Genomic DNA, 15,369 nt, shown 5'->3' with positions numbered 1-15,369 from the left:
AGGTTAGTGATGCAAATTTTGTCCGGTAAGAGCCAAATTGTTCAATTTTCGTAAATCGTTGGGCACTAGAATGATCAGGAACGCCGCTTGGTTCTTTTCTTGTGCAAGTGGCGAACATGCCCATCTGCCGCGCAAATTGGTTGATATCAAAAATGTGACCTATGTTATTTCGTTGGGGGTGCCGCCCACGAGTTGCCGATTTGATCCCAATGAATTTGCCCAATAAGTGTTTGTCAAATCTGAGAACGGAACAGGTTTTCCGATAAAAAAGCCTTGCAGGCGATCACATCCTAGGGCGGCCAAGTCTTTGGATTGTTGTTCGGTTTCCACGCCTTCAGCAGTCACGCCGATTTCCAGGGTGTGGCCTATCTCAACGATTGACCGAAGTAGGCGTAATCCGCTGTCACCCGCCTGCGTCGCAGCGACGATGCGACGGTCAATCTTTAAGCGGTCTGGATTGACTTTCTGAAGAGCAATGACGGATGCGCGACCACTGCCAAAGTCATCCACCTCAATTTCAATTCCAATATTACGAAGCTCATTGAGTTCCCTCATGAAGACGTCGTCTTGCTCTTCAAGAAACGTCGTTTCCAAGAGCTCAAAAGCAATTTGGCCTGGATACAGGTCCACATGTCTGCGCAGTTGCAAAATGTCACCGTCGCCGATGCGGTTTGTGCTTGCGTTGAACGACAGTGATGGGCACGAAGCCCGGCCTCTAAACAATCTTGAGCATTCCAAAATCGCCTTCTCGAAAATTATTTTGTCAATTTTTGCAGTGACTTGTAGGTCGGACGCGACGGGCAGGAATGAACTTGGAGACAAAATCTCACCTGACGGATGGCGCCATCGTGCAAGGGTCTCCAACCCCACCAAAGCACCTGATCTTGCGTCAATTTGCGGTTGATAGAAGGGAACGAATTCTGCCTGTTCGATCCCTCTCAGGATGTCATCAGCCAGCCGTTTGTTGTGACGGACAGCCTCCAAATCCGCGTTGCTGAATACCCCGAGCTGCCCACGGCCCCGTCGCTTTGCTTTGTACAGGGCCACATCCGAGTTGGTGAGCAGTTGGGACACCTCCACAAGAGGCGTTTGCGCCATTCCGACTGACGCTCCAAACCTACACACCTTGCCGCCAATTTGAGCCGGGTGAGATAAGTCTTCTATCAATGTCTCAGCTAGCTTCTCGGCGCGATCATTCACAAAGGGAGTGTAAATCAAAACCACAAACTCGTCGCCGCCGATGCGCGCAACAACGTCATTCGGTTCAACAGTGCCGCATATGCGATTTGCGACGTCTACAAGAACAGCATCCCCCGTCGCGTGGCCCATCGTATCGTTAATTTGCTTAAACCGATCGAGGTCGATGTGAAGCACGGTAATTTCGCCGCCTTCAATATTTCGTTTCAAGTTGAATTCCGTCAACCGTTTTTTAAGGTAGCGTCGGTTCCCTAAACAGGTCAGGTCGTCGTGAAAGGCCATGTGTGTGATGGCCTGATTTGCGTCCTCTAACCGTTGGGCATATTGCTCAACAGAACGCTTTTGGCGTACCAATTCGGTGATGTCCAATCTGACAATGACGAGATCTCCGTTGCTGGAGCGAGACCGCAAAAGCCGATGATGAATGTCGCCTTCGGTCTCAATGTCCTGCACGGGTTTCGCAACATCCTCACTCTGATGTTCATCAGAATTCCATTCATCTTCCTGACCAACAGCATTCACGATTTTGCCTGCATTTATGGCGGATCGGGCCACCTCTGTTCGGTGCATACCAACTTCTAACATCATGTCTGCATTGGCCATGGAACGTTGATAGGCTTGGTTCCACACCACCAGACAATCGTCTGAATCATAGATGACGAAGGGGGAGGGGTAGGCGTTTAAGGCTGATTCAAGACGGGCTTTGGCGGCTTCTGCGGTTCGTTTTTGACGAACAAGCTCGGTGGAATTCAGCCGCACAACAACGTAATCGCCATTGGCGGATCGACTTCTTAACAGCCGATGGTGAATATCCCCGTCAAGTTCAACATCTTGGTGGGGCTGGTCTAATGTTTCCTTGGATAAGATTCCATTGACCCAGTCATCCTCCCTCCCGATGGCCTCAGGATAGCGACCGTTTCCTACCGCGAGATACAGCACGTCACGAAGATGCATCCCAAAAACAAGCTCATCAGGATCATCCGTAACTGATGACGCATAGCCTTGATTCCAGCTCACCAACCGGAGATCGGCTCCATAGATGACAATCGGGTCCGGGTAGGAGTTCAACGCAGACAGCAATCGCTCATAGGAACAGTGCTCGGGCGTATCGCGGCCATCTTTGACGGCTTCAAAACCTGAAGAAAACGTCACAAACCATTGCGGGTTCTGCGAGGGCGCGTCCGCAATTCTATCAAGTGTTGCAGAGGCTTGGAGTTTGGTTCCATCAAGACATTGAAGTTCGACGCGCTTGTGTCTGGACTGCCAATCCTCTGTCCCGAAAAACAGATTTTCGGCTAAAGTCTCCTTTGAGAGATGCTCATCAAACAGTCCTTCAAACATCCCATGGGGCACTTCGCAAGCTTGCCAACCAAGCGCGTCTGTAAACGCCGCATTGGCATAAGTCACCAGCAGGTGCTTTGCTTTTAGATCGTAGGTCAGAACCACAATCGGAACGGATGTGAACTTCAAGTAACTGTGCTCAAGGTTTTGGATGCTCACGCCCTCACATTGAAACGTTCAACGAGCAGTAGAACGCCAAAGTTTGACAAAATAAACTTGTTTTTAAGGGCGCAGGTCAATCAAGAGGCGCTCTTGGGCATTCGGACACCTCTCATGCTTGGGTCACTCATGGCCCAAGGCTTTTGAGTGTTAGAGCAGCTCATCCGCTTTGGGCAACGACGCCTATTGCACCTGAACACCACAGGGCTGCCGGAGGCGGGAAAAGAGGCGCGTCTGGAAGGATTGGGGCGGCTGGGGCCCAGGCTATCACCGTCCAAATACTGGTTTAAATGGCAAATCCGACTGTTCCAATCGCTGCCAATTCGCGTAACATCGCTTTTGTGACATCTCTAAGGGTATGTGGGAATGTGCAGATTGTTTATCGGGGCTGATCCCGATTTGTGGAAAAGCCAAACGCGCTCCATTCGTATGGATGGGATGGTGACCAGTGTTCGCCTGGAAAAGATGTTCTGGATGATCCTGGAAGAGATTGCATCAAACGATGACATGAACGTGCCCCAGCTTTTGCATCAGCTGTTTAATGAATCCATCGACGAAGGGCATGATCTGGGCAACTTCACCTCGTTTTTGCGTGTTTGCTGCCTGCGCTATTCCGATCTTCAGTTGCAGGGCTTGTTGCCAACCCAACAAACCGAAAGCTTCGATATGCTTCCGGCAGAAGATATTTTGAAGGTCGAGGCGGAAAGCCATCGCAAACGCGCCCTTGTCCGCGCTGTTCCCAAAAGCCAACACTAAGAATTCTCAAACAAAAATGGCCCCAAGACTATGCTCGGGGCCATTTGTTGTGCCATTTGTGTCAGCGTCAAAGATTGCCGCGCGACATTTCAGCGGCGATGTGATCGGCTTGCCGGATCGCAAGTGCCACAATGGTCAGCGTCGGGTTTTCCGCCGCGCCAGTGGTGAATTGCGAACCATCCGAAATATACAGGTTTTCAATGTCATGGGTCCGGCCCCATTTGTTGACGACCCCATCCTTGGCCTCGGCTGACATTCGGTTGGTTCCAAGGTTGTGCGTCGACGGATACGGGGGTGTTGGGAACGTGCGTGTCGCCCCCACAGCCTCATAAACCGCTTGCCCCTGACGATAGGCATGCGCGCGCATGGCAACATCATTGGGGTGATCCGAGAAATGCACATTGGCTACAGATAGCCCCCACTGATCTTTGACATCGGTGTTGAGTGTCACGCGGTTGCTTTCCTGTGGCATGTCTTCACCGACAAGCCACATACCGGCCATGTTTTCATAGGCATCAAGCGCCGTGGTAAAGCCACGTCCCCAAGCTCCCGGATTGAGGAAGGCCGCCATGAACGGCAGGCCAAGCGAGAGCGTTTCCATCTCGTAGCCGCCGACAAAGCCGCGGCTTGGGTCATGCCGTGCTTCGTCCTGAATGATACCGGCCATGGTGGTGCCGCGCCACATTTTAACCGGTTTGTCGAACACCGCGTAAACGGATCCGGTCATATGCCGCATATAGTTTTTACCAACCATACCCGAGGAGTTGGCCAAACCATCGGGGAACATGGACGAGGCCGAATTCAGCAAGAGACGCGGGCTTTCAAACGAGTTACCGGCAACACAGACGACCCGCGCTTTTTGCAGCTGGAGATTGCCGGATTTGTCAAAATATTCGACCCCGGTGATTTTGCCACTGGCGTCATGCACGATCCGCGCCACATGGGCATGGTCACGCACCTCAAGATTGCCGGTCGCTTCGCCGTTGGGGATATCAGTATAGGCGGCAGACCATTTTGCCCCCCATTTGCAGCCCTGAAAACAGAACCCGGTTTGCTGGCAAGACAAGCGGTCGTCATAGTCGTCACTGTTAATCGCCATGCGCCCGGTATGGACGTTTTCATAACCTAGGGCCTTGGCACCTTTTTCAAACACCAGATAATTGTTGTTACCCGGCAATCCGGCTCGTCCACCGGTGCGGGTCACGCCCAGTTTGGTTTCCGCCTTGGTGTAATACGGGTCCATTTCAGCCGGGTCGATTGGCCAATCGAGCAGGTTCGCGCCTTCGACGTCACCATAGGTGGTCTTGGCTTTCCACTCATGGTCCTGAAACCGCAATGATGCGCCGGCCCAGTGGGTGGTGGTGCCGCCAACCGCCTTGACGATCCAGGCTGGTAGCCCCGAAAAATCCTTGGCCACGCGCCAATCGCCTGAAGTTGTGCGCGGGTCGACCCAGGCCAACTGACCAAAACTTTCCCATTCATCGTTGACGTAATCTTCGGGAAGATAACGGCCCCCAGCCTCAAGTGCGACAACCTTGACGCCCTTTTGCGCGAGTTCGTTGGACAAAACCCCACCACCGGCACCGGTGCCGATCACGACGACAACGCTGTCATCGTTCATATCAAATGTAGCAGACATGATCGTGCTCCTTACAGCCAGTTGATGTCGTTAAAACCGCGGTCGATATAGCCGCCTTTGCTAAAGGACTCGCCTTCGTAGCCGAAGATCGGCCAAACTGCTTTTTGGTTGTAAAGCCCAGTCACAAGACCGCCGCGAACTGTTTGGAAGAACGCGCTGTCTTCGATCTGTTTGAGCAGGGCGACGCGGTTATCCTCCCATTGGGTGCTGAGGTAATCTTCTGCGCCTGCGGCCTTGGCCAGCGCATCAAGTTCTGCCACACCCTTGGCCACGTTTTCTTTGTGATCGGCGGTGTCATAGCCTTTCATGGCAACGACGTAAAAGGCGTCTCCCACCCGGTCATGTGGATAGATGTCGCGCGCCATTTGCACCAGCGTCGCCATATCGTGTTCGCTGATTTCAGTGACTTCAAGCGCCCAAGCGGCGTCTGGGGCGGCGATAAAACCGGCTCCTATCACGGCCATGCCGCCTGTTGCGGCGATGTTTTGCAGCAATTGGCGCCGGGTTAGTCCTTGTTTGACAATGCTCGCTCTCACGGTGTCCTCCCTTCGATTGCGTTTGTCGGTATCTTTGGGCCGATCCATAGGTCGTCGGCCCATCGTTTTGGGCCTATTGGTAGCGGCCCAGCCGTTGCATCACTTCGATCTCGTACCCATCTGGGTCTTGTACAAAGAAGAAACGCGCCAGTGTCTTGCCCTCGTGATCAAAGTCGACAAGCTTGCGCGGAGAAAACCCTTCGGTTTCAAACCGCTTATGTTCGCCTGCAACGTCGTCGACCACAAAGGCGACATGGCCATAACCATCCCCAAGGTCGTAGGGCTCGCTCCGCTCCTTGTTGACGGTCAATTCCAATTCGACCGTGTTTTCTGAGTTGGACAAATAGATCAGCGTGAAACCGTCAAAGTCCAAGCGTTCGGCAACCTCCATACCGAATGCCCGCTTGTAGAAATCAACCGATCGCGTTTCGTCCAAAACACGGATCATTGAGTGTACACATTTTGCCAAGTGGTCCTCCTGTTGGCGTGGTGGTGACGCACAGCTTAATCCGAGTGACAGACAAGCGGGTATTATGCGGTTACTACCTCGTCAATTTCGCAAGGATCGGCTGACGCATTGGGGGGAGGCGGCGGGCAAAGCCCGTAGGCGGCGACAGGTTTTCGGCCATTCAAACCGATCATGACATGTCCCAAAGAAGGGCTGTTTGCTGTGTGGTTTTATTCGTGGCTTGAATAATTGGAACGTTCCAGTTATGCCGAAACAAACTGAAACCCGCCGTTGCAGGAGATTGGCCCATTGATTCCCCAAACCATTCTGGATGAGCTGACAGATGTGGATATGCCCAAGCTGCCACCGACACCTGACATCACGGCCAGTGTCACGGGGGGAGGATGTGACATTGGTCTCGTCCGGGCCGGAACCGTGGTTGTCGGCAGCGGAGCCGCAGGACTTCGCGCCGCCGTAGAGCTCAAGCGCAGAGGGCAGGATGTGGTGATCATCAGCCAAAGCGCGTGGGGTGGTACGTCTGCCTGTTCGGGCTCCGACAAACAGACCTTGCACACGGCCAACACCGCCGATCAGGGCGACAATTTCCAGGACATGGCCCGAGCGTTGCAAGCCGGTGGGGCGATGGACGGTGATACCGCTTATATCGAAGCGGTTGGGTCGCCACGCGCGATGGCAAGCCTGCAATTTCTTGGCTTGCCTTTGCCCCAAGATCCGTTTGGCGGTGTGTTGCGGTACCAGACGGATCACGATGAAACCGGGCGCGCCACAAGCTGTGGGCCACGCACCTCGCGGCTTATGGTCAAGGTTTTGGCGCAGGAAGCTTTGCGACTGGAGATCGCGTTTTTCAACCTGACCACCGCGGTAAGGGTGGTGAAAGAGGGCGGCAAGGTCGTGGGGGTCCTTGCGATGCAAAACAGGTTGCGGTGTCCCAGCAACCCGTTGGGGTTGTTATATTTTCACTGTCATTCTCTTGTCTTGGCGGCGGGCGGTCCAGGTGAGCTATACCGTGATAGCGTTTTTCCGAACGGATGCTTTGGGTCGCTCGGATTGGCGCTTGAGGCTGGGGTGAATCTTGTCAATTTGACCGAAAGCCAGTTTGGCATTGGTACCCGGCGTGAAGGGTTCCCCTGGAACCTGTCTGGCACCTATATGCAGGCCATGCCGCATGTCTATTCCGTTGATCGTGACGGGCAGGAGCATCACTTCTTAGCGGGATATTACCGCACGACCCAAGAGCTGGCTTCGAACCTGTTTCGCAAAGGCTATCAATGGCCGTTTCACGCAACCCGCATGTCGGATTTTGGCTCAAGCCTTGTTGATCTCGCGATCCATCAGGAATGTGCCCTGGGGCGGCGGGTGTATATGGATTTTAACCGCAACCCACTGGCGGCGGATGGAGATGGCGAGTTTTCCCTTGATCAGCTGGACCCCGACGTGACCCTTTACCTGCGCAATGCCGGGGCCGATCATGCGCAACCAATTGACCGGCTGCGCCACATGAACCCGCTCTCGATTGAGCTTTATCGGCGATACAAAATCGACATTGCCCAAGCGCCGCTGGAGTTTGCAGTCAACAATCAGCACATGAATGGTGGCATCGCGGTTGACAGCTGGGGCCGTAGCAGCGTGCCCGGCCTTTATGCGGTGGGCGAAGCGGCAGGCACCCATGGGGTGACGCGGCCCGGCGGCTCAGCGCTCAATGCTGGTCAGGTTTTTGGCACGCGGGTGGCGGAACATATCGGGGCCGCTGGGAGGGGCAGTGCGATCGGCAATCCGGGCCCCGAGCTTGGTCAGGCCATCGGGGCTTTACAGGCGGTTTTGAAACCAGACAGCCCCATATCCGCCAAGACCATTCGCCAAGACGTACAGGCGAGAATGAGTGACAAAGCCGGCATTTTGTGCCGCGCCGATGTGGTTCGAACAGCCCATCAGGACGCCCGTGCTTTGAACCGGCAGATCGCCAAAAACGGCATCGGGTTTGCACGCGCGAGTGAAATGGCACGGGCGCTGCAATGGCAACAAATGGCTTTGGCTTCGGAAGCCGTTCTGGCGGCGCTTGATTTCTATATCGGCCAAGGTGGCGGGAGCCGTGGCGCGCGCGCCGTTCTTGACCCTGAGGGCCAAGGTCAGGTGAACACGCGCCAAGGGCCGCTTGAGGCGCTGCGCTATCGCAAAGAACGCCAAAAAGACCAGAGAGAACAAATTCACGTCAGGCTTGAGGGCGGCGAAATCCGGGTCGCTACCCGCCCGAACCGAGAGTTCGACGACAGTTCCAAAGCGGTGTTTGAGCGCGATTGGCCCGATTGGTTGCTAGGCACGATCTATGACTTGGGAACCAGAGAAGAGCCGGTTGAATTTACCGATCAGGAAACTGCTGACGAAACTGGGGAGGAGAGCTTGTCATGACGACTGTTAATGTTGCTGTTTTGGGGGCGTCGGGCTGGATGGGCCGCGTCCATACCATGGCCTATCAAACCTTTCCGCATTTCTTTGGTACAGGGCAGGGGAGCGCACAGGTTGTCGCCCTTGTTGAAGCCAATCTCGCAGCCAATGGTGAGGCCGCCAAGGATTTGGAGTTTCGCGCGCCGGGCGCACGGATCGAACAGGATTGGCGCAGGGTAATAAGGGACCCCGAGATTGACCTGATCGACATTTGTTTGCCCGACAACCTGCATTACGAGGTTGCCAAGGCCGCGCTTTTGGCGGGCAAACATGTGTATTGCGAAAAGCCATTGGCCGATACGGCCGAGCAGGCGCGTGAACTTGCCGATATTGCACGCGAAAAAGGGGTCATCACCCGTGTTGGCCATGCATTCCCCCGCAACCCGGCCCATGATCGCGCCAAGGAGCTGATCACATCGGGAGCGCTGGGCGATATCACTATGTTCAAGGGGTGTCAGCATATCGACATCTATGCCGATCCGATGGCCCCGTATATGTGGCGTGCCGATGGTGACTTGGCCCCGACCGGGATTGTTGGCGATACTGGCAGCCATGTGTTCTGTTTCATGGAGTTTCTGGTTGGCCGGGTCAGCGAGCTGATCGCAGAAAACTTCATCGTGACCCAGCAACGGCCCAAGGTTGATGGGCTTGGCTATGGTGATGCCGCCAGCGGTTCAGAGGTCAAAGAGTGGGGCCAAGTGAGCAACCCGGACGCCACGCATCTGATGTGCCGATTTGAAAATGGAGCGCGCGGGATTGTCGATTTTAGCCGCACGGCGACAGGGCGCAAATTCCAGCAGTGTTATGAAATTTATGGCACCAAGGGTGCGCTGGTTTACGACTATGATCAAGTGAACCGGTTGCGGTTTTATTCCAGCGCTGATGCGACGGGCCAACAGGGATTTCGCGATATGGATGTCGGGCCGGAGCATCCGACATTTGCGGCTTTTCTACCGCTGCCGAACTTTGCGCTTGGCTATAATGAAATGAAGCTGATCGAGGTGGCCGAAGTGATCAAATCCATCGCCACGGGCCAAGAGATGTGGCCCACTTTTGAGAGCGGTCACCACATTGCGCAGATGGTCGATGCTTGCATGCTTTCTTCGGACAAACGCGCTTGGGTCACGCTTTAGGTTCTAGGCTCTGGCTTTAGGCGCTAGACGCCCGCACTTCCAAGTGAACTGGGGTGCGGGTTTCGGGCGCGGGGGCTTGCCCCTCTTCGACCCAAGCCAAAACCGTTTGAGCCGCCTGTTGGCCAATACCGGCAATGTCACAATGCACCGAGCTGAGCGCCGGATAGGTCTGGGCGGCGTCTTCGATGTCATCAAACCCGACAATTCGCGGCACGGTTTCGCCTGGATCGTGTCTGGTTTCGCGAAAGCCAGATACCATGCCGAGCGCAACAAGGTCGTTAAAGCACAGCGCGGCGTCAATTTCGGGGGCCAAGTCTTGCGCTGTTTTTCGGCCAAATTGCCGGGTGGCCTGGCCGGTAAAAACCAGCGGATCAAGCCCGTTTTCAGCCAGCACCTGACGATAACCTAACATCCGCTCTTCGGTGACAGCGCGCCCTTCAAGGCCGCCGACAAAGGCAATGCGACGTGCCCCCTGATCTATCAGATGTTGGGTCGCGGCGCGGGTTCCGGCCACGTAATCGGGTGCTGTAAAGGGAAACAAATCAAGGCGATCATCCACCCGTCGCAGCATCTGCATGGCGGGAATTCCGGCACGGGCAATCGCATCAAATGTGGCGCGTGTCTCGCCGTAGGCGGGGCACAGGATGAGCGCCGATACCCCATGTTCAATCATGGAATTGACCACCTGATCCTGCAATTCGGGGCTTTCATCGGTATTGGCCACCACAGCCGCATAGCCGCGCGCCGATAAGGCCATCTGCAAAGACGTGGCAAATTCAGTAAAGAACGGGTTGCGCAGATCGTTGATGACCAGCCCAATCAGCCCGGCGTTAGATTTGCGCATGTTGGCGGCCGAGCGATTGTAGACATAGCCCAGATCTGCCATGGCCACGCGGACCTGTTTGCGGGTTTCATCGCGCACGGTCGGGCTGTTTTGCAAGACCAGAGACACAGTGGATTTCGACACGCCCGCCTGTCGCGCCACGTCGATAATGGTTGGTCTGCCTTTGGCCATCGTTTTGTCCCGTCTGCCCCTGCGCGTCTGTGGCGGCGATTTGGGTGTTTATGCCTGAAATCGCCGCCAACTTGAATGGGGATTAATCGGTGACTTCATAGTCAAAGCACAAGATTCCATCCTTGCCCCCAACCGTTGCCGCAATCAGCTTGGCGCCAAGCGCCTGGTGTGCGGGATGATCCTGATAGGCTTGCAGCGCGTCCCAATCGGTAAAATCGGCGACAAACCCGTGCATAAAGCCGCGCTCCATCTTTTCGGGGCTTTCGCTTTTGCCCGAGGAAATCGCAACCATACCAGGCAATTGTGCCTTGATGCTCTCAAGCTCTTGGAACACATCGTCGATGTGGGCTTGGGGGGTGTTTGGTTTAAAAGTCAAAAGCACGATGTGGCGTATCATTTATAGCAATCCGTTGTCTTGTTTGATCATATCGGCCGCCTTTTCACCGATCATGATGGCGGCGGCATTTGTGTTTGATGAAATCACTGTCGGCATGATGGCGTTGTCGACCACCCGCAGACCTTCGATTCCGTTGAAGCGGAGGCGCGGATCAACCACCGCGCCATCATCCGCGCCCATCCGGCAAGTGCCGGCACAGTGGTGCGATGTTTTGGAATGTTGGCAGATGAAGTCGAAGTATTCCTCATCGGTTTTGACATCCGGTCCGGGGAGCCGTTCGGCCAGAATGAAATCGGACAGTTCTTTTTGCGATAGGATTTCTTGGGTGAGTTTTAGCCCGCGAATTGTCATCTCGCGGTCCATTGGGTCTGATAGATAATTGGGATCGATCAACGGGGCCTTGGCGGGATCCGAGCTTGCCAGCCGGACAGACCCGCGCGAGCGTGGGCGCAAATAACAGCTGTTCAGGGTTATCCCGCCCTGGGGCATCGAGGCCACGCCATGTTCGATCCCGGTGCCCAGCCCAAGATGGAATTGCAGATCGGGTGATCGGGCATGCGTGTCCGCATACCAAAACCCACCGGTTTCAAATAGGGAGGAGGCCACCGGCCCTTTGCGCGCGAAAATGTAGTGTAGCCCTGCCAAAGCCGCCCAATGTGGCTTGGCATAGCGGTCATAGCTGAACGGGCCTTTGAGTTCTGAAATGCAATAAAGATCAAGGTGATCTTGCAGGTTTTCGCCCACTTGCGGCTGATCAAAAACCACGTCAATCCCAAGATCGGCCAAGTCATCCGCCAGACCAATGCCCGACAGTTGCAACAGCCGAGGCGATCCAATGGCACCACCTGAAAGCAAGACTTCGTTGGAAGCGGTGTAGCGGGTGCCGTCCAACATCTCGACCCCGAGCGCACGGCCCTGGTCAATGAGTATCCGTCGCACCTGTGCCCCCAATTTAACCGTGAGGTTTTTGCGGTGCGTGTTGGGGGCCACATAGGCCATCGCCGCCGAAGAGCGCCGGGTGTTGCGTTGGGTCAGTTGATAGTAACAGGTGCCGTCTTGTTTTTCACCGTTGACGTCCATGTTGCGCGGAATGCCAAGCGCCTGTGCGGCCTCAAAATACGCATCGCACACTGGCAGCGGGGCCGCGGGTTGGGACACGCCCAGAGGCCCCCCTTTGCCATGATATTTATTGTCAAACGTGTCATTGTCTTCGGCTTTGCGGAAATAGGGCAACACGTCGTCATAGCCCCAGCCACCACAGCCCATCTGCGCCCAATCATCATAATCCTGTGCAGTTCCACGGGTATAAATTTGCGCATTAATCGCCGACCCACCGCCGATCACCTTGCCTTGCGTATAGCGAAACACCTTGTTTTGCATGTGGCGTTGCGGGGTCGTATCCCACCCCCAACTGCCGATGCCCTTGGTCATTTTCGCGAAACCGGCTGGCAGATGGTAAAACGGATGCCGATCCGAGCCACCGGCTTCAAGCAAGAGAACGCTGGCAGATGGGTTTTCAGACAAGCGCCCGGCCAGAACGCAACCGGCAGACCCGCCGCCGATGATGATAAAGTCATAGCCCTCGGGCATGGGTCGTCTCCTGCACGCCTGCGGGCGCGATTTGGTCGAAAGTTTGCATGATGTAGTCTGCGCAGCGCAAGGCCAAGGCGGCAATGGTTAGCGCCGGGTTGACGGCGGCCGATGTCGGCAAAACCGAGGCATCGGTGATGAAAAGGTTCGGGTGGCCATGGGCCTGACAGAACGGCGTCACCACGCTGGTGCGTTGATCGTGGCCCATGCGGGCGGTGCCGCATTGATGTGACGGGGTGCGCCGATCAAAGGCGCGCGACAGAGTGATCGGATAACCGGCCTTGCGCAGCACCTGTTTGAGCTTGGTGACAAGCGCCAGATGAGCCCGCCAGTTTGATCGTTTCCAATCAAGTTTGATATGTCCCAGCTCAAGCGTGACACGGCTATCGGGGTTGGGCAGGTCTTCGGACATGGCATAAAGATCAAGGCTCCGCGCTGTGAGCCAATTGGCGAGGGGGCGAGGCAATCCGGTTTGCGCCGCTAGAATGGGGCCTGACACTTTACCAAGCATTTGCACATTGCCCAAAGGAGTGTCTTCAGGTCCGCCAGAATGATAAAAATCGTTGAGCATCATGGTTTTTTGATAGGTGAGATGGGTTTTGCGAAAGGGGTGCAAGGCCATCACAGCGCTGCAATTGTGGTTCATGAAATTGCGCCCGACCTGGTCAGATTGATTGGCCAGGCCGTTTGGGCAAGCCTCGTTGGCTGAGCGCAACAACAGCGCCGCAGTTTGCACCGCGCCAGCCGCCAAAACGACACGCGGGGCCGTGAGCCGCGATCCATCCCTAAGCTCAACCGAAGTGATGCGCCCAATGTGATCAGAGTGATCGCTGTGATCGGACCTCAGACGTGTGACCTCGGCCCCGGTTTGCAACCGCACATTGGGGGATTGCAACGCCATTTGAAGAGCGGCGGTTTCGGCATCCATCTTGCCCTGTCCGGTGTTGGGATAGGCATCCCAAGGGGTCTCTCCCCCGGCCAGCCAACGATCAAGATCAACCCCAAGGGGGAGCCGTGTCGGGTTCAATCCGATTGCTGTCAAACGCCGCTGCAAATCCGCAATTGCCGGTTCGTGGGGCACTGGCGGGAAAGGGTAGGGTGGCCTTGGGGGTTCAAACGCCTCAGGCTGTTTTGGCCCGCGCACCGCAAACAGCTTTTCTGCCTTTGCATACCAAGGGGCAAGATCGTCATAGCTGATTGGCCAGCCCGGTGTGGTGCCTTCCAAATGCCGGATTGGATCAAAATCTGCCTCACGATAGCGCAGCAGAACCGCCCCAAAGAATTTGGAATTTCCCCCGACGCAATAGTAATTTCCCGGGGTAAAGGGCCTGTTTTCACCATCCAGCCAATGCTCATCCGGGCGATAATGCCCTTCGGCAAAAATCGCCTCGGCATCGCGGTCATGAGCGCTGGGGGACAGATGCTCCCCGCGCTCTAACACCAACACGCGCAAGCCGGATGGCGCCAGGCCAGCGGCCATGCTGGCCCCGCCCATGCCCGATCCGATGATGATGACGTCTGCATCGGTCATGGCGTGATGCGGTCCTCGGTTTTGGGGTCAAAGGCAACAGCTTTTTCCATATTAACCGCAAAATCGAACATGTCGCCCGGCCCGATATTCACATCGGCGCGCATACGGGCCACGGTGTCTTTGCCGCCCAGTTCCATCGTGACAAAAGTGTCGGCCCCGGCGGGTTCGGTGACGCCGATCTGGTTGCGCAATGGCACAATGTTTTGCGAATTGCGATCCGCGCCATCGGGATCGGTGATCACTTCGGGACGGATGCCAAGCAAGATGTCCTTGCCTGCCCAATCGGCCATATTCGCTTGTGAAAAGCGCAGGGCTTGTTCGCTGCCGTCATGCACTTTGACAACCGCATGTGGGGCACCATCCTGCATCACCACATGCGCAGGAACCACATTCATTGCGGGGCTGCCCATGAAGGTCGCCACATAGACATTGGCAGGTGTGTCATAGATTTCCTTGGGCGTGCCAAGCTGCTGGACATAGCCTTGATACATCACCGCAATCCGAGTTGAGAGCGTCATGGCCTCAACCTGATCATGGGTCACATAAACGATGGTGGTCTTTAGCTTTTCGTGGAGTTTCTTGATCTCGGTGCGCATGTCGACGCGCAGTTTGGCATCAAGGTTTGACAGGGGTTCGTCGAACAAAAACACATCCGGGTCGCGCACCAAGGCACGGCCCATGGCAACCCTCTGACGCTGCCCACCAGAGAGCTGTCCAGGCTTGCGATCAAGCAGGTTTTCGATCTGCAACAGCTTGGCCACATCCTTGAGCGCGGCGTCGCGTTGGGCCTTGGGAATCCCATGCATTTCAAGGCCGAAAGTCATGTTTTGACCCACGGTCATGTTGGGGTAAAGCGCATAGCTCTGAAAAACCATGGCGATGTTACGTTTTGACGGGTGCACGCCGTTCATCACCCGGTTTTTGATCGAAATATCGCCCGAGCTGATACCTTCCAGCCCAGCTATCATGTTGAGCAAGGTAGATTTGCCGCAGCCCGACGGGCCGACAAGCACGAGGAATTCACCTTCCTGAACTTCGATGTCGACACGGTGCAGCACCTCGACATTGCCATAGCTTTTGGTGACGTTGGAGATGTCCAGAAAACCCATGTTTTGTTTCCTTTTGTCGGTCAATTCGGACCGTTGATTACGTGTTCGGGGAGGG

The 15,369-nt window shown here is 55.5% G+C and carries 12 protein-coding genes; 3 read left to right on the top strand and 9 right to left on the bottom strand.

The annotated features are described in order from the left end of the window. Positions 1-159: 159 nt before the first annotated feature. Positions 160-2,697, bottom strand: coding sequence for a putative bifunctional diguanylate cyclase/phosphodiesterase (locus ACRBB0_RS18210; RefSeq protein WP_431375884.1), 2,538 nt, complete (start codon positions 2,695-2,697; stop codon positions 160-162). 366 nt (positions 2,698-3,063) lie between these two features. On the opposite strand from ACRBB0_RS18210, the gene ACRBB0_RS18205 reads away from it, so the two are divergent. Beyond that, the gene (locus tag ACRBB0_RS18205; protein WP_431375883.1) at positions 3,064-3,453 is read left to right on the top strand and encodes a ribbon-helix-helix domain-containing protein; all 390 of its coding nucleotides are present in this window, start codon (positions 3,064-3,066) and stop codon (positions 3,451-3,453) included. 67 nt (positions 3,454-3,520) lie between these two features. Here ACRBB0_RS18205 and ACRBB0_RS18200 read toward each other — a convergent pair whose 3' ends face one another. The 3 genes from ACRBB0_RS18200 to ACRBB0_RS18190 form a co-directional block, all read right to left on the bottom strand. Next, entirely contained in the window at positions 3,521-5,092 is a 1,572-nt protein-coding gene (locus ACRBB0_RS18200; protein WP_431375882.1) for a GMC family oxidoreductase, read from the bottom strand. Between the two features lie 11 nt (positions 5,093-5,103). Next, a complete protein-coding gene (locus tag ACRBB0_RS18195; RefSeq protein ID WP_431375881.1) occupies positions 5,104-5,628 on the bottom strand; it encodes a twin-arginine translocation signal domain-containing protein in 525 nt (174 codons plus the stop codon). 73 nt (positions 5,629-5,701) lie between these two features. Beyond that, positions 5,702-6,097, bottom strand: coding sequence for a VOC family protein (locus ACRBB0_RS18190; protein WP_431375880.1), 396 nt, complete (start codon positions 6,095-6,097; stop codon positions 5,702-5,704). A 288-nt stretch (positions 6,098-6,385) separates the two neighbouring features. Here ACRBB0_RS18190 and ACRBB0_RS18185 point away from each other — a divergent pair, with 288 nt between their 5' ends. Then, positions 6,386-8,503: an FAD-binding protein gene (locus ACRBB0_RS18185; protein WP_431375879.1), complete on the top strand. Its 2,118-nt coding sequence runs from the start codon at positions 6,386-6,388 to the stop codon at positions 8,501-8,503. Further along, a complete protein-coding gene (locus tag ACRBB0_RS18180) occupies positions 8,500-9,672 on the top strand; it encodes a Gfo/Idh/MocA family protein (protein WP_431375878.1) in 1,173 nt (390 codons plus the stop codon). Before ACRBB0_RS18185 ends, ACRBB0_RS18180 begins: the two co-directional genes overlap by 4 nt. A 16-nt stretch (positions 9,673-9,688) precedes the next feature. Here the strand turns inward: ACRBB0_RS18180 and ACRBB0_RS18175 are convergent, their stop codons facing one another. The 5 genes from ACRBB0_RS18175 to ACRBB0_RS18155 form a co-directional block, all read right to left on the bottom strand. Continuing rightward, positions 9,689-10,687, bottom strand: coding sequence for a LacI family DNA-binding transcriptional regulator (locus tag ACRBB0_RS18175; RefSeq protein ID WP_431375877.1), 999 nt, complete (start codon positions 10,685-10,687; stop codon positions 9,689-9,691). An 82-nt stretch (positions 10,688-10,769) separates the two neighbouring features. Next, entirely contained in the window at positions 10,770-11,084 is a 315-nt protein-coding gene (locus ACRBB0_RS18170; protein ID WP_431375876.1) for a Dabb family protein, read from the bottom strand. Then, positions 11,085-12,674 (bottom strand): GMC family oxidoreductase, encoded by a 1,590-nt coding sequence (locus ACRBB0_RS18165; RefSeq protein ID WP_431375875.1) that lies wholly within the window; start codon positions 12,672-12,674, stop codon positions 11,085-11,087. Then, positions 12,658-14,205: an FAD-dependent oxidoreductase gene (locus tag ACRBB0_RS18160; protein WP_431375874.1), complete on the bottom strand. Its 1,548-nt coding sequence runs from the start codon at positions 14,203-14,205 to the stop codon at positions 12,658-12,660. Before ACRBB0_RS18160 ends, ACRBB0_RS18165 begins: the two co-directional genes overlap by 17 nt. After that, complete coding sequence (locus ACRBB0_RS18155; protein WP_431375873.1) at positions 14,202-15,314, bottom strand: ABC transporter ATP-binding protein; 1,113 nt, start codon at positions 15,312-15,314, stop codon at positions 14,202-14,204. Before ACRBB0_RS18155 ends, ACRBB0_RS18160 begins: the two co-directional genes overlap by 4 nt. Positions 15,315-15,369 lie beyond the last annotated feature (55 nt).

This window comes from Pelagimonas sp. (genome assembly GCF_050633425.1).
Classification (GTDB): Bacteria; Pseudomonadota; Alphaproteobacteria; order Rhodobacterales; family Rhodobacteraceae; genus Pelagimonas.
Note: the sequence above shows the minus strand (reverse complement) of the source record. Positions and strands in the feature narration are given on the sequence as shown.

Excerpts from the sequence above, each read along its gene's own strand:
- ACRBB0_RS18205 (WP_431375883.1), top strand. The coding sequence starts at position 3,064 with ATGTGCAGATTGTTTATCGGGGCTGATCCCGATTTGTGGAAAAGCCAA.
- ACRBB0_RS18200 (WP_431375882.1), bottom strand. The coding sequence starts at position 5,092 with ATGTCTGCTACATTTGATATGAACGATGACAGCGTTGTCGTCGTGATC.
- ACRBB0_RS18180 (WP_431375878.1), top strand. The coding sequence starts at position 8,500 with ATGACGACTGTTAATGTTGCTGTTTTGGGGGCGTCGGGCTGGATGGGC.
- ACRBB0_RS18175 (WP_431375877.1), bottom strand. The coding sequence starts at position 10,687 with ATGGCCAAAGGCAGACCAACCATTATCGACGTGGCGCGACAGGCGGGC.
- ACRBB0_RS18170 (WP_431375876.1), bottom strand. The coding sequence starts at position 11,084 with ATGATACGCCACATCGTGCTTTTGACTTTTAAACCAAACACCCCCCAA.
- ACRBB0_RS18165 (WP_431375875.1), bottom strand. The coding sequence starts at position 12,674 with ATGCCCGAGGGCTATGACTTTATCATCATCGGCGGCGGGTCTGCCGGT.
- ACRBB0_RS18160 (WP_431375874.1), bottom strand. The coding sequence starts at position 14,205 with ATGACCGATGCAGACGTCATCATCATCGGATCGGGCATGGGCGGGGCC.
- ACRBB0_RS18155 (WP_431375873.1), bottom strand. The coding sequence starts at position 15,314 with ATGGGTTTTCTGGACATCTCCAACGTCACCAAAAGCTATGGCAATGTC.